At 72.4% G+C, this 19284-nt stretch carries 12 protein-coding genes and 2 pseudogenes; all 14 read right to left on the bottom strand.

The annotated features are described in order from the left end of the window. Positions 1 to 1178 (bottom strand): annotated as a pseudogene (locus FNH04_RS20695) (putative baseplate assembly protein); the annotation flags it as partial. Continuing rightward, positions 1175 to 4312 (bottom strand): putative baseplate assembly protein, encoded by a 3138-nt coding sequence (locus FNH04_RS20690; RefSeq protein ID WP_152786385.1) that lies wholly within the window; start codon positions 4310 to 4312, stop codon positions 1175 to 1177. The pseudogene FNH04_RS20695 and the gene FNH04_RS20690, both read right to left, overlap by 4 nt. Continuing rightward, on the bottom strand, positions 4309 to 4692 hold the full coding sequence (locus FNH04_RS20685) for a GPW/gp25 family protein (RefSeq protein WP_152786383.1): 384 nt from the start codon (positions 4690 to 4692) through the stop codon (positions 4309 to 4311). Before FNH04_RS20685 ends, FNH04_RS20690 begins: the two co-directional genes overlap by 4 nt. Next, the gene (locus FNH04_RS20680) at positions 4689 to 5042 is read right to left on the bottom strand and encodes a hypothetical protein (RefSeq protein ID WP_322723403.1); all 354 of its coding nucleotides are present in this window, start codon (positions 5040 to 5042) and stop codon (positions 4689 to 4691) included. The genes FNH04_RS20685 and FNH04_RS20680 overlap by 4 nt, the downstream gene beginning before the upstream one ends. A gap of 19 nt (positions 5043 to 5061) precedes the next feature. After that, entirely contained in the window at positions 5062 to 5598 is a 537-nt protein-coding gene (locus FNH04_RS20675; RefSeq protein WP_152786381.1) for a phage baseplate assembly protein V, read from the bottom strand. 39 nt (positions 5599 to 5637) lie between these two features. Further along, a complete protein-coding gene (locus tag FNH04_RS20670) occupies positions 5638 to 6777 on the bottom strand; it encodes a hypothetical protein (protein WP_322723401.1) in 1140 nt (379 codons plus the stop codon). Next, positions 6770 to 7150 (bottom strand): hypothetical protein, encoded by a 381-nt coding sequence (locus FNH04_RS20665; RefSeq protein ID WP_152786379.1) that lies wholly within the window; start codon positions 7148 to 7150, stop codon positions 6770 to 6772. The genes FNH04_RS20670 and FNH04_RS20665 overlap by 8 nt, the downstream gene beginning before the upstream one ends. Positions 7151 to 7160: 10 nt before the next feature. Continuing rightward, complete coding sequence (locus FNH04_RS20660) at positions 7161 to 7847, bottom strand: hypothetical protein (RefSeq protein ID WP_322723400.1); 687 nt, start codon at positions 7845 to 7847, stop codon at positions 7161 to 7163. Further along, positions 7844 to 8527 carry a hypothetical protein gene (locus FNH04_RS20655; RefSeq protein ID WP_152786377.1) on the bottom strand — a complete coding sequence of 228 codons (684 nt, stop codon included), beginning with the start codon at positions 8525 to 8527 and terminating at the stop codon, positions 7844 to 7846. Before FNH04_RS20655 ends, FNH04_RS20660 begins: the two co-directional genes overlap by 4 nt. A 39-nt stretch (positions 8528 to 8566) precedes the next feature. Further along, entirely contained in the window at positions 8567 to 15448 is a 6882-nt protein-coding gene (locus tag FNH04_RS20650; protein ID WP_152786375.1) for an eCIS core domain-containing protein, read from the bottom strand. Further along, the gene (locus FNH04_RS20645; protein ID WP_152786373.1) at positions 15445 to 15765 is read right to left on the bottom strand and encodes a hypothetical protein; all 321 of its coding nucleotides are present in this window, start codon (positions 15763 to 15765) and stop codon (positions 15445 to 15447) included. Before FNH04_RS20645 ends, FNH04_RS20650 begins: the two co-directional genes overlap by 4 nt. Then, positions 15756 to 17807, bottom strand: coding sequence for an ATP-binding protein (locus FNH04_RS20640; protein ID WP_407704124.1), 2052 nt, complete (start codon positions 17805 to 17807; stop codon positions 15756 to 15758). Before FNH04_RS20640 ends, FNH04_RS20645 begins: the two co-directional genes overlap by 10 nt. Before the next feature lie 6 nt (positions 17808 to 17813). Then, on the bottom strand, positions 17814 to 18803 hold the full coding sequence (locus FNH04_RS20635; protein ID WP_152786369.1) for a DUF4255 domain-containing protein: 990 nt from the start codon (positions 18801 to 18803) through the stop codon (positions 17814 to 17816). Positions 18804 to 18882: 79 nt separating this feature from the next. Further along, positions 18883 to 19284 (bottom strand): annotated as a pseudogene (locus FNH04_RS20630) (hypothetical protein); the annotation flags it as partial.

Genomic DNA, 19284 nt, shown 5'->3' with positions numbered 1-19284 from the left:
TCCTGGGGTTGCGCCGGTGCCAGTTCCAGGGCGCGTTCGGCGAGTTCCGCGAGGACGGCCTCCAGCTGTTCGAACCAGGCCGCCACGTCGTCGTACGGCGCGGCCAGGGCCTGGGCCTCGCCGAGCCGGGCGAGGGGCTCGGCGAGGCGGGCCGCGAGCCGCTCGGGTGTCCTCACCTCGTCGAGGTCCGCGCGGAGCGGTTCGAGGACCTGGTCCTCGAAGTCCTCGATCAGCCGGCTGACCGGGCGCGGGCCCGGGACCTCAGGGGTGGGCGGCTCCTCGCCGGGCTCGCCCGGGACGGTGGGCTCGGCGGTCCAGCGCCGTACCTCGTCGATCAGCTCCTTCAGCGTGGGCGGGGCCGACCTGGCCAGGGAGATCGCCGTGATCCCGTCCTCGCGGTCGGTCCGTGTCCTCGCCACGGGCAGCAGCATCCGCTCCCCGCCCGCCTGTTCACCGAAGACGAAGAGGAGCTGGTCGCCGGTCTGGAGGGAGTTCGCGGTGCCCTCGACGAAGAGCTCGGAGCGGCGCTCCAGGTCCTGCGGGGTGACGAGGGAGGGGCGCCGGCGGCGGACCTTCAGCTCGTTGAAGTCCCAGCGGGCCGTCAGGTCCCGGGCCGTCTCGAAGGTCAGGGACTCCTCGTCGGCGGAGGCGGGCACGCTGTGGCTGCGTGCCCCGCGCGGGATGACCACGGGCAGGGTCTCGGCGCGCGGGTCGCGTTCGAGGGTGTACGCGAGATGGGTGGCGGCGGCCACTCCGGGGCGCGGCCGGTGGCCCACGAGCCGGCCGAGGAGCACCAGGGAGCGGTGCTCGTTCGCGGTGCGGATGTAGGCCTCGTCGGCGATCCGCTCGGAGTGGAAGGTGAGCAGGTCGCCGAGGACGGCAGCGGCGTCGAGCAGGCCGATCGCCGGGTCGTCGGGCGTGCGGACGGTGAGCCCTCCCCCGGCCCCCGGCCGGGGGGACCCCCATGTCGCCTCGCTCAGCGCCGGGTACGCGGGGGAGGCGAGCCGGTCGAGCAGGGCGGCCTGGAAGGAGCCGTACTCGCCGACGCGGTAGTCGAGCGCGGTGCGGCCGGGCGGGTTGTGGAGCGGCGCGGGGGCGAGGCGCTCGTCGTGGCCGCCGCGGCAGGCGCCGCCGCAGCCGCACTCGTCGGTCGCGGTGATCGGGTCCGTGTCGGTCATCGGGCACCTCCCAGGGAGATCGCCAGCAGGCCGTTCTCCGGCCGGTCCGGGTCGTTGTCGCAGGTGGCGATCTCCAGCGGGCCGAGCCGCAGCACGCCGTCCTCCCTCTCTCCTCGGTCCTGTTCGAACAGCCGTCGCAGCCGGGTCACCTGGACGCTCTCGACGCCGGGGACCGCCGCGGCGACGGCCACCAGACGGCTGAGCCGTACGGGCTCGCCGAAGGTCAGCGCGTCCGGGTGGAAGAAGCCGAGCCGCCCGTCCGGGAGGCGGCCCCTGCCGAGGACGCGGTACAGCTCGGCGCGGATCTGCCCGTGCTGGTGGCCGGGTCGCGCGCACACGGTGAGCGCGATGTCGAGCGGCACCGGGCGGGCCGGCGCGACGACGAGGTCGTGGCCGATGCGCCGGTACGCCTCCAGTTCCTGGGCGACGGACGCGAGCAGGTCGTCGCCCGGTGTGCCGGTGCCGTGGGCGTCGATCGCGATGTGCGCCTCCTGGACGCTCCCGGTCCAGCGGATCTCGGCGGCGGCCCGCTGGACTCCGGGCAGGGCGGAGGCGAGGGCCGCGTAGTCCTCGGCGGTGACGGCGCGCAGCCGGGTGCGGCGCAGGTCGAGCGGGGCCAGCTGGCGTACCTGCTCGACGGGTTCGGGTTCGGTGCCGCCGGTCGCGGGCAGCGGGTTGCGGACCACGGCGACGGGTGCCTCGCAGTCGTCCTCGGCCCGCACCACCAGGTGGTTGACGGCCTCCGCGCCGACGTTGCCCGCGGTGCCGCCGCCGAGGCGGTAGCGCAGGGTCAGCCGGGCGCCCGGGGTCGGCTCGGCGCCGTGCCGGCCGTCGCCGAAGCGGAGGGCGAGACGGCCGTCGTCCTCCAGTTCGCCGACGAAGTGGCGGTCGCGTGAGGTGCTGTCGAGGAGGTCGCGGCGCGGCTCCCAGGTGTCGTTGTCCGGGGTGTCCTCGTACAGGCGTACGGCGGGCAGGGCCCGGCGCGGGTCCTGGGTGAGCGCGGAGGCCGCGGAGCCACGCAGCACGGGCTCGTCGGGGTGCAGCCCGGCCGCGTACGCCGGGCCCCAACTGTGGGCGATCTCCCAGGCGATGTGCCCGTCGAGAACCGTGCCCGCGCGGGCCCGCGAGGTGAGGATCTCGGCGCGGCGCAGCTTGGCGTCGAGCAACTCGTCGCTGCGGTGCAGGAGTTCACGCAGGGCGCGCACCGGGTGGCGGCGCAGTTCGAGCCGCTCCAGGATCCTCAGCCCGTAGACCACGGCGAGTTCGGCGATCTCGTCGTCGCCGAGCCCGTCGCGGTCGCGGGCGCTGCGCCACAGCTCGACGAGCCGCTGCCGTACCCGGCCGGGGATGGCGGCGATCCGCTCGGCCTGTCCGGCGGCGACGGTGCGCGGGTCGGGGAACGGCACGGCCTGGACGACCGGCGCCCGGCCGAGGACCGGCCGGAATCGGGGCTGGATCCCGGGGTACACGGACTGGGCGAGCAGCGTGCGCAGGGCGGCGGCCTGGGCGTAGGCCGTCCCGGGGACGACGCGTTCGTGCCGCTGCCCGGCCCGCTCCAGGCCGAGTCCGGCCCGGGTGGTGGCCGGTTCGCCGACGACGTCGAAGAGTTCGCGGACGTCGTCGGGGGTGAGCGCCTCGCCGGATTCCGCCCGGTCCGTGAGGGCGTTGACGAGCCGCGCGGGCGCGTTCCCGTCCTCCCGGTCGTGGCAGCCGAAGGCGGGAGGGTCGCAGGGGGCGACGACGGCCGGTACGGGCGGCACGGTGACCGTCTCGGGGAGTTCGCCGGACCACTGGAGGGTGCGGCCGTGGTCGACGAGGACGACGTTGCCGCGGGCGAGGCTCACGTCCTCGACGGGCAGGCAGTCGCGGCCCCCGCGGGTGGTCAGGCAGAGCGGGAAGCGGAGGGCGTCCTCGGCGGCCCAGGTGACCTCCAGGACCGGCTGGTCCTCGATACGGTCGACGGCCGGGGTGACCGAGATGAGGCGTACGGCCTGGCGGTGGGCGGGGTCGGCGTCGCCGGGGGTGCCGGTGCGCGGGCCCCTGACCTCCTCCAGGACGAGGAGGTCGCCCGGCCTGAGGTCGAGCCGCCGTTCCCGGCAGGTCTCCGGGTCCACCCACTCGTCGCGCAGGGTGGCGGAGGTGGCGCCCTTCGGCAGGGTGCACACCTCGCCGCCCCAGGTCCACAGGCGGATCGCGTTGTGGGCGACCCGCAGCTGAAGCGGGTCGGTGGGGGCGACCGGTTCGAAGACCTCCACCGAGCCGCGCTCGTCGAGGTCGGCGAGGTCGGCGTCGCCGATGACCGTGCCGGGTTCGGGCCGGTCGTGCGGGTCGAGGGTGCGGACGTCGACGGAGGCGAAGCGGTACGTGCCCGGCGCGAGCGTCGTGTCCTCGGCGGTCTGCACGGTGACGTACGCGCGTGCGGTGCAGCCGTCGTGCATCGCGTAGTCGATCAGCCGGACATGGCGTCGTACGGAGACCCGGCGGCGCGCGGTGTCGAGGTAGGCCTCGGTGGCCACCGCGTCCTGCTGGTAGCTGATCCGGTCGCCGGTGTACGCGAGCAGCTCGACGAGCGTCATGCCGAGGTCGGCGGGGTTGCGTTCCACCCAGTCGGGGGTGGTGAGGGCGAGCCGGTCGAGGAGCAGCTTGCGGATGGTGTCGTAGTCGCGGGCCGTGTAGTCGATGACGGGCGCGTCGGGGAAGTCCGGGGTGTCCTCGTGCCCGTCCGCGCAGTCGAAGGGCGTCGGGCAGTCGGGCCGGAAGGAGAACGTGGCGCTGTGGTAGCGCTGGTCGAAGCCGCGGTACGGCTCGGTACCGGGCCGTCCGTACGGGTCGGCCTCCACGAGCGAGAGCCGGTAGCGCGAGGTGTCGCCGGCCTTGTCCAGGGTGACGTACAGGCGGTCGTCGAGCTCAGGGTCCTCCTCGCGCTCGACGGCGATGTCGAGGGCGGTGATGCCGGTGACACGGCGGCCGCCGTCGATGCGGACGTTCTCGGGGCACAGGCCGTGCGGGGCCTTGCCGAGGAACGTGACGGTGAGCAGCAGCCCGTCGTCGCCGGCCTCGACGGCGTCGATGCCGTTCAGCTGGGCGGCCCTTACCCTGGCCCGCCGTGACACGGTGGTGGCGCCGGTGGTCATGCGGCGGCCCTCCCTTCGAAGACGTCGTCGCGCCGGGCACCGGTGGCGCGTACGGCGTACGAGAGGTGCACACGGACGACGTGGTCCTCGGTGACCACGTCGAGGGCCTCCACGTCGATGAGATCGCCGAGCCAGCGCTGGAGGGCGGCCTGCACGGAGAGTTCGAGGGTGCTGATCAGCTCGGGGCTGTTCGGGGCGAACACCAGGTCGAGGAGTCCGCAGCCGAAGTCGGGGCGCATGACGCGCTCGCCGGGGCTGGTGAACAGCAGTTGCTCGATCAGGTCGTGGACGTGCTCGCCGTGGCGGGCGTGCGCGGTGCGTCCCCTGCGGTCGGCCCGGAAGGGGAAGGCGATGTCGCTGCGGGTGACCGGCCTGGTCATCGTACGGACACCTCCTGCCGGGCGGCGGTGACGACGGGTGGCCCCTGGGCGACCAGGGCCGCGCTGAAGCACTGGGCCGCGGAGGTGTCGAGCAGCACGGGGGCGCCCGCGGCGGTGACGCCGCCCGCGGAGCCCGTGAACCGTACGGACACGCACGGCTGGGGCACACCGCTCACGGTGTGGGCGCAGCCTGCGACGGTGTAGGTGTGGGCGGCGGTCGCCGCCGCCCGGCCGCCGATCAGCACCGCCGGGGACGGCGTGTGCGCCGGTACGGCACGCCCCCCGTGCGGGCAGCTGATCACGGTGTCGGCGGCCAGCAGGTTGCCGGTTGCCCCGGATGTCCCGGACACGTTCGTCGGTCCCCCGTTCCTAACGCTTCGGTTCCACGGTCAGCTGGCCCTCGTTGACGATGACCCTGCCGTCGGGCTCGAGGGTGATCCGGGCCCTGCCGGCGGCGATGACGATCGCCCCTTCGGTGATCCGGATGTACGCCCCGTCCTTGGCCTGCAGCAGAATCCCCTCGTCGGGACCGGTCATGTCGTTCATCACGATCTTGTGCGCCCGCGGTGTCTGTACGACGACGGGCTTGTACGGCGCGTTCGCCAGCAGCTCGCGCCGGGCGTCGGGCGGCAGCTCGGCGGCGGCCCCGTACCAGCACCCGGTCCACACCGGGTAGCTGGGATCCCCCTGTTCGAACTCCACCCACACACCCGTGCCGGGCGGCGGCACGACGAACTGCCCGGACTCCGGCCCGGCGAACGGCAGGCACGGCAGCGCCCACGTCGACGGCTCGTTGCCGAGGACGTCCGGGACCTCGGCGGTGATGCGGCCGATGTGCAAGGGGTCGTCGTTGTCGACAACCCGGCCGCGGTACTTGCCGAGGTAGCGATTGCTGGATGCCGCCATGGTGGGGTGCTCCTGGTCGGTGGGTCGAGGTGTTGCGTGTCAGGGGCGGACGTAGTCGCTGCGGGCTTCGAGGCCCTCCCTGGAGAGGGTGAAGTTCTGCTGGTAGGAGCCCGGGCGCAGGTTGTGGGTGACCGACTTGACGTAGTAGTCGCCGTCGTACGCGCGTCCGGCGCCGCGTACGCCGACGAGCTGGCGCGGCTGGAGGATGTAGCCGTGCCGGTTGACGTCGAGCGATCCGGAGCCGGAGACGACGTCGGCGGACACGGCGGCGCGTGCGAGCAGCTCGGCCTCGGCCTCCTGGCGCTGCTGCTTGGCGGTGCCGGGCAGGGTCTTCCGTTTGAGGGCCGGGGTGGGCCGCCTGCCGAGGGGCGGCCGCAGTGGGCTGATGGGCGGCTGTGGCAGGAGGGTGGACCGCCGGGTCTCGGGGTTCTGCCAGCGGGCCTGCGGCTCTTCGCGTGCCGTGCCGTCGTACGCGAACGTCAGCTGGTCCACGGTGGAGTTGGCGTCCATGTTGACGTTGAGGGCGTGCTGGCGGATGCCGAGCCGTAGCTCGGGGCCCCAGCGGGCGGACGACTGGCCGGCGCGCGGGCCGGGCTCCAGATAGAAGGTGTAGCCGTTCGCCCGGGCCAGCTCGGTGACGTACTGCAGGTCGGTACCGGTCTGGTAGTGCACGCGCAGGTTCTGGTGGGGCGGCTGGGCGATCTTCTCCCGGTAGACGTCGGGCCGGATGCCGTAGTCGGAGTAACGGCGGAGGATCGCGAGCACGCGCTCCGAGGGCGGCAGGTTGGGGTAGCGGGCGGTGCGCTCCTCCAGGTCGAGCAGGAGGGTGAGGTCCTCGCCCGTGACGGTGAGCGTGGAGTGGCCCGGCTGGTTGCTGGCGCCGACCTCGTGACGGACGATCAGCCCGTCGAAGAGCACGTCGGGCGTGCCCTTGACGTCGACGGTGACGATGAGCCGGGTCTTCGGGTCGAAGAACCCCTCGGGGAGGAGCCGCCGGCTGATGATCCCGTTCTTGGTGAGGTCGAAGGCGAGCTGGAAGCCGCTGCGCTCCCCTGCCGTGGCGGTGATCTGGGCGGTCAGCAGCGCCTCGGTGACCTCGGCCGGGACGGGGCGGGCGAGTTTGGGCCCCATGAGGAGCGTGATGTGCACGGGGCCCTGCCCCACGGGCAGGTCAAACACGCCGGTCTCCTCGGCCTCCGGGGAAACCACCGGCGAGCGGGATGTCGACGACGCGGCCGGCCTCGTCCGTCAGCTCGTGGGGGTCGAGTACGGGATTGGCGTCGGCGATCTGCCACCACTGGGCGGGGTCGCCGAAGTAGCGCTGGGCGAGCAGGTCGGGGCGCTCGCCGGCGCCGACGGTGTGGGGCTGGGTCTCGTCGCCGCCGGTCCGGTCGAGTGGGGGCAGCAACCGGCGCTTGGTGTAGCGGACCTCGGTGCCGTCGGGCTGGGTGTGGATGCCGATCTCGGCGGCGTGGTAGCGGCTGGTGCGCGGGTAGGGGTGGGCGCCGGGGATCGCGTCCAGGGCGTTTTCGTAGGGCTCGATGTCGGCCATGGTGTGGTGCTCAGCCCCTTCCGGTCACGGCGTTGGTTCCGCTGAGCCCGAGCGACCCGAGGCTGCCGCCCCGCGCGGCCGCGGCGAGCCGCTCCTTCTGCGCGAGGTGCGCCATGTAGAGGTCGGCGCCCCGGTGCCCGGCGGGCAGGTCGCTGACGGTGAGGATCTTCATGCCGATGCTGAGCGAGGCCCGGATCGGGTTGAGGTCGACGTCGAAGGCGGACTCGTTGATGGACAGCTCGGTGAGCCGTACGGGCATGACGCGCTTGCTGCCCCAGGTGAACAGGGTGAGCGGCATCTCGATCGGGCTGATCTCGATGCTGCCCTTCTGCGACAGCCTGCTCGCCGCGCGGAGCTGCGCGACGGTCGGCTGCACCAGCGTTTCGAGGGTCGCGAGTTGGGGGTGGATGCCGTGGGGTGCGGCGATCTCGAACTGGTCGGTCGCGTCGATCTCGGCGGTGAACTTCCAGGTCTCCTGGGCGGGGCCTTTGAGACGGAGGGCCTCGTTGCGGTCTCCGCCACCGGTGCCTCCGCCGCCGGCGTCGCCACTGTCGCCGGCGGACTGGGGACTCACGCTGCGCTCCAGTGTGTCCGGGTTGAACTGCAGCACGATGACGCGCTGCGGGGTGCCGGTGTCAGGGTTGACCACGACAATTCCGGAGCGGATGGGTTTGGGGATGTCGGCGTAGCGGGTCACAGGCGTTCCTCCAGCCGGGCCCGCAGGTCCGTGTAGTCGTGTTCGGGAAAGAGCCGGGGAAAGACTTCGAGCATCTCTTGCATGTCGTCCCCGACCTCGAGGAAGTCGTCATCCTCGAACGCGACATCACAGAACAAGTACTGCCAACCGATCGTGCCCTTGGTGATTGCCAGCGCCTCGAGGTACTGGCAGTAGTCGATGTCCAGCTTGAATCCACCCACGTGGAAGTCGTGGTACCAGATCTCCGGATTGGGCGTGTCCGGACGCAGACGCAGGGCGGCGAAAGCTCCCGTGCCGCTCTCCGGGTGATCGTCGAACACCCGGAACTCCCGGTACAGCTCCTGTTCTTCCGGCGTCAGACTGTCCAGATCCGTCGGGGGAGCTTCCGTGGTCGCGACATCCGACAGATGCACCACATTGAACTCTCCGGAGAGTCGATTGGGTGACGTCTCAAGACGCCAGCGGGCCGCGATCCGCCCGAAGCGGAGAAAGCACGTTCTGAGTCGTGGATGCAGGACGACACCGGTGGCTTCGGCGAAACCGGCGAATACCGCGTCCACATCCGCGCGCCCCGGGTCGACAGTCCCGGGCTTCGCCGCGTGGACGCTGATGTCAGGTGCCCCCTGCAGCTCGCCCAGGATGTTCTGCAGACGCTGTTCGCCCGCTGTCAAATCACTCATGGGATGCTCCGTTCCGTTGGAGGTTCGCCGGCGTGGCCGTCAATAGGAGATCAGCCCTTCGCCGTGTCGCGCATGGATCTTGGCCCTGACGTCCTTGAATTCGCCCAGCAGTGGGCTGCTGGTGCTGGTCAGGTACTCCTCCACCCTGTCGGTCAGGTCGTCGACATCGCGGAACCTCTTCCGGGCGGCGACCTTCCTGATCTGCTTGGCCATCCCGGTGGAAGCACCGAAGTACTTCTCGAACATCACGTCCGATTCACTCTGGTTGTTGACCTCGATCCGGCGCGGCAGAGGGACACCTTCGTCGTATCCGTGCGGGGGATGCGCGATCGGTTTCCTTTCCTTCCATCTGCCTCCGGATTTGTAGTGCTCGTTCCACCTCGTGGTGACGTGCTCCGGGAAGAACTCATGTGGACTGGCACGGAATTTGACGTGAACGGTGTACCATATCGCCTTCCCTGCCTCTTTCCTCTTGATGTTGGCATGCTTCTCGACACGATGGTGGAAACGGCTGTTGACGCCGGTGTGAGCCGGTACCAGGTTGGAGCCCGAAGCCAGACCGCCCAGCGGCCAGGGCAACAAGTGCATTTTCACGAAGTGGTTGGGCTCCTTGGAGAGAGCACTGCTCCACCCGACCGGATTGGGCGGAACTTCCTTGGCTTTGTCTGCCGTCTCACCCCGGGGTATGTCCTTCTGCAGGTAGAAGGCCTTGAGGTCCTGCGCCAGCACGTTGTCCACGAACGGCGGAAACACCGGCGGCGGCAGCTCGCCGTCCTTTGCACCGCGCTCTTCGAGGTACCCGGCCAGCTTGACCATCAGTTCACGCAGTCGCGTGTACTCCCCCGTGCTGAGATTCGTGGGGATCGTCCTTCTGCCACTGCGCTCGGTCGAGAGCCGGGGCGACATCCTGTTCTGCATGGTGTCGACCTTCGGCGCCAGAGCCATCGCCTTGCGCAGCGCCTCCTCCTGCCTGGTCTTCTCGGAACCCTCGGCCATGGAACCGAGTTCGGTGCGCCACGCGGCGAAGAAGGCAGCCATCGACTGCTGCACACTGCGCACGGCGAGGTCGGCGCTCTTGGTACGCCCGTCGAACAGCAGGGTGTGGACTTCGTCGTTCTCCATGCGGAACCGCACCTCTGGCAGCGGAGGTGCCTGGTTCCGGGTGTCGTCCTCACGCCGCCTGTCGTCCCGACGTCGGCTGTCCTCGCGGCGATCCCTCGACCGGTCCTGGTCGTTCCGGCGCCGCCACCGGTCCCGCAGCCTGCGCAACCGGTCGTTCAGGCGGTTGCCGACCTTGCGTCGGGCCTTGCCGAAGAGCTTGCCGGCGGCGCGGCGGGCCCTGTTGACGGCCGACTTGACGGTCTGGCGGGCGCGACGGACACGGTTGCCGGGGCGGCGGTCCTTGTCGCGGTCCTTGTCACGGTCCCGGTCGCCGTCCCGGCGGCGGTCGTCGGCGCGCTTGTCGTCGGGACGGCGCCTGTCCTCCGTGCGGCGCTTGTCGTCCGTACGCCTCTCGTCCGTACGGCGCTTGTCGTCCTGGCGACGGCCGTCGTCGGTACGCCTGTCCCCGGGGCGCCCCCGCCCGGGACCCCGGCTGTCCGTACGGTCCGTGTCGGGCCGGCGGCGCGACGGGGCGCCTGAAGCGTCGTCCTTGTCGTCGCGCGTGCGCCGCTCCGCGTCCCGCATCCGCTTGCGCGCGGCGTTGACCTCGCGGCCCTCCTCGCGGCGCCGCTCGTCGTCGCGGCGTTTCTTCGGGCGGGTGGTGTGTGAGGGGCGCTTCCTCTCCGGGGCGGAGCGCTTGCCGGGGCGCGGCCTCGTCGGTGGGCGGGACTTCCTGTCGGTGGTGGGCTTGCTCGGCGTAGGACGGTCGTCGTCCCGGTCGGACTGGCGGTCGGCCGGTCGGTCCGGGTCCGGCGACCGGTCGTTGGTCGTGGGCGCCGGGTCCTGTTCCTTGGGCTTGCCGGGAGCGTTCGGCTGGGTGGGCGGAGCGCCGGGCCCGTCCGGCTTGTCCTTCTTCTTGCGGAGGTTCTTCAGCATGTCGCCGAGCTTGTCGGCCACCTTGCCCATGAACCGCCCGACGCCCTCGATCAGGAACTCGTAGATCAGCTCCAGCAGGGCGACGACACCCGCCGCCACCGCCTTCGCGAAGGGCAGGGCCCCATTGCCGCTCTTGACCGACTTCAGGAAGTCCATGAACAGGCCGAAAGCGGCGAGGATCTCGCTCAGCGCGCCCCACGCCGTCTTCAGTGCGTCGATGACGGCCATGACCCAACCGGCACCGGGGATCAGCTTCGCGACGACCTTCTCCACGACCAGCACCCCGATGATGACCGGGAGTTGGGGCAGCGCCTCGTCCCACGCCATCTGGGCCATCTGCTCGACCGTCACCCCGCCGGAGATCAGCTCCTGGAAGTCCTCCATCGGGATGCCGATGATCTCCTGGACCTTCTGGTTGAACCAGGCCTTCACCGCACTGGTGACCTCGTTGAAGAGGTGCTCCCTGGCACCGGTGTCCGCGGCGGCCCCCGCCTTGCTGATCCAGTCGCCGGGGTCGGAGACGATGTCGTTGAAGATGGCCGCCCATTCACCGAGGCCCTCCACGACGGCGGCACCGAATTCGAGCGCGCCCACGGTGGCGGTCTCGGCGACCTCGACGGCCGCCAGCATCCCGGTCTCCAGGACGTCGAGCCCGGCGAGCAGCGCCCCGCACAGGCCGTCGAGCAGCTTCCCCGCGACCTCCTTGAGCCCGTCCGCGATCTGGTTGACCTTCTCCACGGCCCGGTCGCGCGCACCGTCGATGGTGTTGCGCCACTTGTCGCGCATCGCCGGGTAGTCGGCGAGGAGTTCGTCCCCGAGGGCGATCAGGACGTCCGCGAACTTGTTGATCTTGTCGATCACCCAGTGGCGGGCGTCGTCGATGAGCTTGAAGACCTGCTGCTTGAACTTGTCGATGAGATCGGTGACGACCTGGCGCGCCTTCTCGAAGATGCCCTTGATGGCGTTCTTCAGTCCCTCGAAGAACTCCTTCAGCTTCTCGATGGCCTCTTCGAGCCAGTTGTCGGCGTCGCCCTTGCCCTCCTCCTGCTTCTTCTCCGCGTCCCTCTCGGCGTTGGTCTGCTCGTCGGTGATCTTCTTGTTGTCGTCCTCGGTCCGCTTGTCGACGTCCTTGTCGGTCTGCTCTTCCTTGCCCTTGATGTCCTTGCGGACCTCGTCGTACTTCCTGCCCTTCTTGCCGTCGATCTCCGCGGTCTTGTCGTCCTGCTCCTTGCGCCACTTGTCGCGGGAGTCGGCGATGTCGGAGCGGCCCTTGTCCCGGGTGTCGGCCTGCTGCTTGCTGCTCCTGTCGACCTCGCGCTTCAGGTCCTGATCGTGCTTCTGCCGGTCCGTCCGCGCCTTGTCGTCCTTGGTCTTGCGCTCCTGCCCCATCTTCTGCCGGCCCTCGGTGAAGCCGGCCTGGATCTGCGGGCCGCGGTCGTGCTCGGCCACGGCGGAGGCGGACTCGATCGGCACCCCGCCGCCGGACATCGTGCGCCCGGCGCCCTTGGCGTTCTTGCCGTTGCCGCCGGCCACCTTGCCCGTCAGGGTCTCCTTGGGCACGTCCGGGTAGATCTGGTCCTCGCCCATCGGGCGGGCCGCGTCCTCCCGGCCGGAGCGGTGCAACTCCGCCTTCCGCTCGTCGAGCTTCTGGCCCTGCTCGTCGGTGCGCTGGGGGTCCGAGTCGTTCTCCAGCGGCAGCCGCGGGGCGTCGCCCACCTTGGCGTGCTGGAGGCCCTCGTCCTTCGTCGGAAGCCCCAGGATCGAGTCGATCAGGTCGTCGAGCGGCAGGATCTCCTTGAGCAGCTTGCCGAAGAGCTGCGCGCCGATGGTGACGGCGATGTCCCACCAGCTCGGCTCGGGCACGTCGGCGCCCGGCACCTCGCCTTCCGGCTTCTGCTCGCCGCTGATCTCGGGTGTCTTGCCCGGTGCGGCCTCCGTACGGGCCACCTTGGCGTTGGTGTAGGTGCCCGGGGCGGCGGGTGTCGGACCGCCCGGCACCGTGCGCGGCGAGCCGGAGGGACGCTGCTCCTTCGGCGGCGCCTTGCGCAGCGCCGTACGCTCCTTGTCGACCGAGCGGCCGACCGCACCGTTCACGCCCTTGAGCGTGTCCAGCATCTGATGCGGCTTCAGGCCTGCGGCTGTCGAGAGTCCCGCCTCGGGCGTGGCGTTCGAGACGTCCGGTGCGGCGGCTTCCTTCTTGGGCTTCGCCGAGGCGGATGCGCCCGCCCGGCCGCCGCCGCCCCGCGCCGGGGCGGGAGCCGAGGACGAGCGGCTACCGCCTCCCCCGCCGCCTCCGCCACGGCGGGCGTTCCGCGCGACCTGCCGTGCGGCCTGGCGCTTGCTGCCCGACGACTTGGACCGGGCGGCGGATCCACCGCCTCCTGAACCCGAAGCGCCCGGGGTCTTGGGCGTGTTGGTCTTCGCCTCCGCGGCGGACATGGGTGAGGGGCCATGACCCGGCGCCAGTTGCGGAACGGAGCCGGGCCCGGGTGTGGAGACCTTTTCCGGTCCGGTCTCCGCTCCGGGGGAGGTGGCGTTGCCGTTGCCCTCGGTGACGCCCTGGCCGTCGGGGGCCGGGGTCGGCTTGGTGCCGGGAGCGCCCTGGCCGGTACCGCTCCCGGTGCCGGTGTCGCCGCCACCACCACCCGCCGTGTCCTCGCCCTTGTCCGCCGGCTTCGCGGCCCCCTTGTCCGTCGGCTTCGCGGCCTCCTTGTCCGCTCCGGCGCTCGGCTCCGCCTCGCTCTTATCCGGGGCGCCCGCCCCCTGCGATCCCTGTTTCGCGGTGCCTTCGGCCTGGCTGCCGCCCTCCGCCGCCTTGCCCGACGCCCGGGAGGAACCGGCGTCCTGGGTACGGGCGTCCTCGTCCGCCTTGGCAAGTCGCTCCGGCCCGGCCTGCTCACCGGGCGGCGGGGTCGCGCCGGCTCCCGCACCATCGGCGGTGCGGGCCTCCTCGTCCCGTCGGCGGGCCTCGGCGTCCTCCGTGCGCTGCTCCGCCCGCGTCTTGTCGCCGGTACCTCCGGCGGAATCCGCCGAGGCCGTCGTGGTGAGCCCGGACGCACCGGCCCCCATGCCGGTCGCCCCGCCGGCCCCGTCCGGCCCGAGGCCCTGCTCTGCGGAAGCGCCGGTGAAGAGGTCCTGGTCGGTGCCCCCTGGGGATCCGTCGTCCGTCCCGGAACGTGCGGGTGCCTCCTGCGGGGCGGCGGGTTCGGACTCTTCAGGTGCCGGTCCGGCGTCCGCGGACGGAAGGGCCGGCCGAGGTGCGGTTCCCTTCTTCCGGTCCTCGACGAGGCCCGGGTTCCTGGCCGCCTCCGTGGAGCCGACCAGGTCGGTGTCGGGGACGGTCTCGTCGCCACGGGCCGCGGGAATGTCCTCGTCGGCGACCGGCTCCGGCTCCGGCTCCGCGGGCTCTGAGTCCAGTCCCAACGGCTCGTCGTCCGCGTCCTGTTCGTTCTCCGGATCGCCGGTGGAGCGGATCGGTCCGGTGTCGCCGCCGGTCCGGGGCCTCTCGCCGGGCTCGGCGCCGCTCTTGTCCACGGGCGACGGGTCGGCCGCGGTGCTCGCGGCGACCGCCGGGCCGTCGTCCTGGCGTGTCTGCTGCTCGCCCGCCTGCCGCTCCGGCTCCTGCGGGGCTTCCTCCTGGCTTCCGGCCTCTTCCCGCTCCTCCTCGGCGGCGGCCTCGTCCTTCTTCGTCTCGTCCTTCTGCGCGCCGTCGTCCTCGGCCTTCTGTCGACCGTCCTGCGCGGAGGCGTTCCTGTCCTCGCGGGCGGAGGAGTCCTTGTCCTCCTGCCGGGACTCCGACCGATCCCCCTCCCGTGCCCCGGCCTCCTCCTTGTCCTGCGCAGCGGCCTCTTCGGGGGACGTGTTCCCCCTCCCGTCTCCGGCCCCTTCCTCACGGCCCCCGGCCCCGGGCCGCGCACCGGCCTCTCCGGGCTGCTGATGCTCGCCCTCCCCGCCGGTTTCCGGCCTGCCTTCGGCGCTCCCCGGCCGCTCGCGCGCGTCCGGGCGTTCATCGGCGGTCTCGTCGCGCCGGCGCTCCTCGGCGACTTCGTCCGCGGCCCCGGGCACGGCCGAGGGCGCCGGCGCCGCATCCAGCGGCAGCGGCCCCGCCTGCTCCGTCTCCTCGACAGCCGCCAGCAGCCGGTCCAGCACCGGCGCGGGCAACCGCGTCTCCAGCCGATCGAAAACGACGTCCTGTACCTGTGCGGACATCCGCGCCAGTTGGAGCCGCACCCGGCCGGACCGGTCCTCCGGGTCGCCGCGCAGTGAACGCAGGACGGTGTTGGCCAGCCGGTCGACCAGAGTCGCAGGATCCAGCTCCTCCATCCGGCGACGGTCCGCGTCGACGGTCGCGTACCGCAGCCAGCCGGGCGTCGCCTGCCCCTCCTCGACCTCGGGGGCCGACTCCGCCGTACGCGCCGGCTCCGGCCGTACGACGTCCCGCGCCGCCGACTCCGCCTCCCGCTCGATCGCCTGCTGCGGCAGACTCACCGCGCCCAGCTCGCGCCCCGCCCGCAGCGCGCCCAGACCGTGCGGGTTCTGCACCGTGTGCAGCAGCTCATGGGCGAGGAGGCGGCGGCCCTCGTCCGTGCCGGGCTTGAAGGCCCCCTCCCGGAAGAAGACGTCCTGACCGACCGCGACCGCGTCGGCGCCGAGGAGTTCCGTCAGCTGCCCGGCGTCACGGCCCGTGTGCAGCCGTACCCGGCTCAGGTCGTGCCCGAGCTGTTCCTCCAGCTCCCTCCGCACTCCCGGGTCGAGGGGCTGGCCGGCGCCGCTGACGATGTTCTTCGGCTCGGGGACACGGGACTTGGCAGCCTGTTCCCTGCGCTTGCGGCGGCGCTGTTCGGCCGCCTGCTGCGAAGGGTCCTGCTGGGTCGGGGAGCTCATCGCGTCACCTCCCCGTGGCCGCTCAGCCCCTCGTGCACCGCGCGCGCCAGCTCCTGGCCGAGACGGCGCGCCGACAGCCCGGCGGGCAGGGGCGGCAGCCCGGACAGGGCGTCCACGGTCAGGGGGCCGTCCGCCGCCAGCGGTACGCCGTGTTTGTGCACCAGCCGGGTCAGCTCGCTCTCGAACGCGGCCGAGACCCGCTCCGGGTCGACCCGGAAGCCGTCGAGCACGAGTTCGCCGATGTCCACGCGGACGGCGCTCGGTTCCCTGTCGGGGGCCCTGCCCGCGCCCGCACCGACGCTCCTGTTCACACCCATCCCCGTACCTCCGTCGGCGTCAGGGAGCGCTCCAGCTTCAGGTACTCCGTACGGGCCGCCGCGAGCATGTGCCGCATCTGGAGCCGGTCGCCCTCCTCCGCGGCGAGGAAGGCGCCGGACAGCGCGATGTTGCGGATCGAGCCGCCCGCGACCGTCAGTTGGGCGAGGAGTTCGGGGTCGATGTCCTTCACCGGGGCCTGCGGCGGGAGCACCCGCCGCCAGATCTCGGCGCGCTCGTGCTCGGCCGGGAAGGGGAAGTCGACGACGAAGCGGATACGGCGGAGGAAGGCGTTGTCCAGGGCCTTCTTCATGTTCGTGGTGAGGATGGCGAGGCCCCGGTAGGCCTCCATCCGCATCAGCAGGTAGCTGACCTCGAGGTTGGCGTAACGGTCGTGGCTGTCCTTGACCTCGCTGCGCTTGCCGAACAGCGCGTCGGCCTCGTCGAACAGGAGCAGCGCGCCGCCGCGTTCGGCCGCGTCGAAGACCCGGCGGAGGTTCTTCTCCGTCTCGCCGATGTACTTGCTGACCACCTGCGAGAGGTCGACGATGAACAGGTCCAGGCCGAGCTCCCGCGCCATGACCTCGGCCGCCAGCGTCTTGCCCGTACCGGAGCCGCCCGCGAACAGGGCGGTGACACCGAGACCGCGGCGCAGGGTGGACGCGAAACCCCACTCCTGGTGGACCGTCGGGCGCTGCCGTACGTGCGCGACGATCTCGCGCAGCACGCCGGTCTGCCGCTCGTGCAGGACGAGATCGCTCCAGCCCGCCTGCGGTTCGATACGGCGGCCGAGCTGGTCCATGCCGATCCGGGCCTCGTCGAGGCCCGCGCGCCAGGCGAGTCCGGCGGCGTCGAGCTCGTCCTCGTGCGGCAGATCACGGCGTACGGCGGCCGCGGCGGACCGTACGACATGCGGCGGCAGCTGGAACTGCGCGACCAGGGAGCGGAGTTCGCTCGGGCCGAGGTCGGCGACGTCCTCGAACGCGTCGGCCCAGAGGCCGAGTTGCTCCTCGTCGTCCAGGCGCGGCACGGTCACGCGCGCTCCGTGCTGCCGTTCCGAGCGCGGCGGGTCCTCGCTCGACACCACCACGGGTACGGCGGCCCCGGCCAGGAAGGCGTCGGTCGCCGCGCGCTGGTCGCGGTCCAGCTCGCCCACCTCGACGAGCAGCGCGGCGGGCAGCAGGATCGCCTCGCGCTGCCAGAGCCGGGCGAGCCGGTCGCGCTCGACGGGCTCGGTCGGTATGTCCTCCGCGCCCATCGCGTAGAGCCCGAGCCCGGAGCGGGCGGCCGCCGCGGCGGCTATGTCGGCCCGGCTGTGCTGGTCGCCGCCCGTGACCTCGACGAGCAGCGGCGCGTCCGGGCCCGTGCCGCCCGAGGTCCAGCCCGTGGCGACGCGGCCGGCGGCAAGGTCGTACGACGGCGGGAGCGCTTCCGGCACGGGGGTGCGGCGCAGCCGGCCGTGCAGCCGGGCGTCCAGGTAGGGCGAGCCCAGCAGGAAGTGCAGGACGCGCTCGTCCAGCCGGAGCCGGGAGGCCGTGAGCCGGGAGTCGTCGTCCAGCTCGGTGATCCGCCAGCGGCGTAGCGGCGCGACGGGGGTGAGCGCGCTCCAGTGCGGCTCGGCGAGTGCGGCGAGGGCCAGTGAGAACGTGGGGTACGCCCGCTCGGGGTCACCGCAGGCGGCGGCGCAGCGGGCGGCGGTCGTGGGCTCCAGTTCGTGGGCGGCGGTGAGGAGGACCAGGTCACGCTCGAACGGGGTGAGGCCGAAGCAGGTGACGAGGGCGTCGAGCGGGGCGGTGCCGGGACCGGCGGCCACCAGCGCGCCGGACTGCGCCGGAGCGTCGTCTGCCTCGCCTGCCTCGTCGGCCTCGCCCGCTTCCGGGGCGCCGGAGGCCCGGGCACCGTGCCCGGCGCGTGCCGCGTGGGCGTCGAGGCGGGCCAGGACGCGCCGGATCTCAGCGGTCAGCGTCGGGCCTGTACCCCGTGCGTCCGCCGCGTCGCCCGGCTCGTACATCCCCATGCCCTCACCTGCCCCCGTCGTGCCCATGCCGCCTCAGTTCTCCGTGCCCTGGTCGTCACCCGAGCCGGTGGTGGGCCCGCCGTCCGTGTTCCGCGGGCCCCGCGCGCCCCTTTCGCCCCTGTCGCCCGACCGCGCCTCCGCCGCCTTGCGCGAGCGGGCCGGAGCCTTGGCCGCGCTCCTCGCGGAGGTCTTCGCGGGCGCCTTGGCGGGGGTTTTCGCGGGCGTCTTCGCAGCGGTCCGGGCGGGGGCCCTGGACGGAGCCCGGACCGGGGCCTCGGCAGCTGCCGCAGTCGACTCCGCCTTCACAACGTCCTTGTCGGCAGCCCGCTGTGATGCGGCGTCAGGCCCCTCTGTCCCGCCCCCGGAGACAGGCTCACCGTTCCCGGCCGCTCCCGGAGGCACCGGCGCCCCCGGTGCCCCGAACGGCAGCACCCGCACGTCCGGCCGCTCCACCGGCTTCACCGGCACCGGCGTCTCGCGGCCCTCGATGAACACGAGGGCCGCCTGGTAGACCACCGAGAGCGTGTACGGCGTCTGGTAGAGCATCCCCCACAGCTTCGAGGTCTCGTCGACGTCCATCACCGTCGGCGTGAACCGCACGCGCTGCGCCGTCTCCGCGAGGTCGCTGGCCGCCAGGTACGGCTTCTCACCTGCCCGTTCGATGACGTCCTTCGGCAGAACCGGGATCTCGTGCAGGGTGCGGATCACGGCGCCGAGCAGCCGCTGTGCGACCAGCTCCGACTCCTCGCCGTACGCACTGATCAGATAGTGCAGGTCCAGCGCGGCGGCGGGCCGCTTGCGCAGGGTGCCGTCGGCCGCGCGGGTCGGCAGGTCGTTGTTGCGCTGCGAGACGTCGGGCGTGACCTGGTAGCAGAACACGGAGATGGTGGGCACGGACGGCGGCTCGGCCGGCGGCTTGCGCGGCTCGACCTGGACGGCCTCGTCGAACTCCGGGCGCAGATTGTCCGCGATCAGCAGGGCGAGGGCCTGGGAGACATGGGCGATGGCGAGTGCGTTGCTCATGACGTCGGTTCCTCAGTCCCTCTGTTCCTGCCGCTGTCGCTGTCGCTGGTTCGCCGGCCGTGTCGTCGGCCCTGGCGCCTCATGTGCGCCCCCGTGCCAGGTACTCCGCGAGGCTCAGTGCCGCCTCCTGGCGCCCCGCCGGTTCCGTACGCCGCTTCGGGCCTCCGGGGGGCGATGACGCGGCCGTGACCTCCAGCCGTCCGATCTGCACCTGTACGACCTGCTCGGGCGCCCGTCCGGGACGCCGGGCCGCGGTCTGCCGTACGGCGTCGCGGGCTGCCGCCGTGTCCGCCGCGCTGGGGAGCAGTGCGGCGGACACGGCGGCGGGGGAAGCGACGTCCCTGCCCGGGGAGTTGGGCACGGGAGCCGCGCTCCGGGACGGGTTCGGGTCCTGGCGTCCCCGGCCCGTCGTGCGCCGTGCCCCGTCGGGAACCGCGCGTGGCCCCGGTGCGACCGCCGGGGCGGGACGCAGGAGGGGAAC

The organism is Streptomyces phyllanthi, assembly GCF_009377205.1.
Classification (GTDB): Bacteria; Actinomycetota; Actinomycetes; order Streptomycetales; family Streptomycetaceae; genus Streptomyces; species Streptomyces phyllanthi.
Note: the sequence above shows the minus strand (reverse complement) of the source record. Positions and strands in the feature narration are given on the sequence as shown.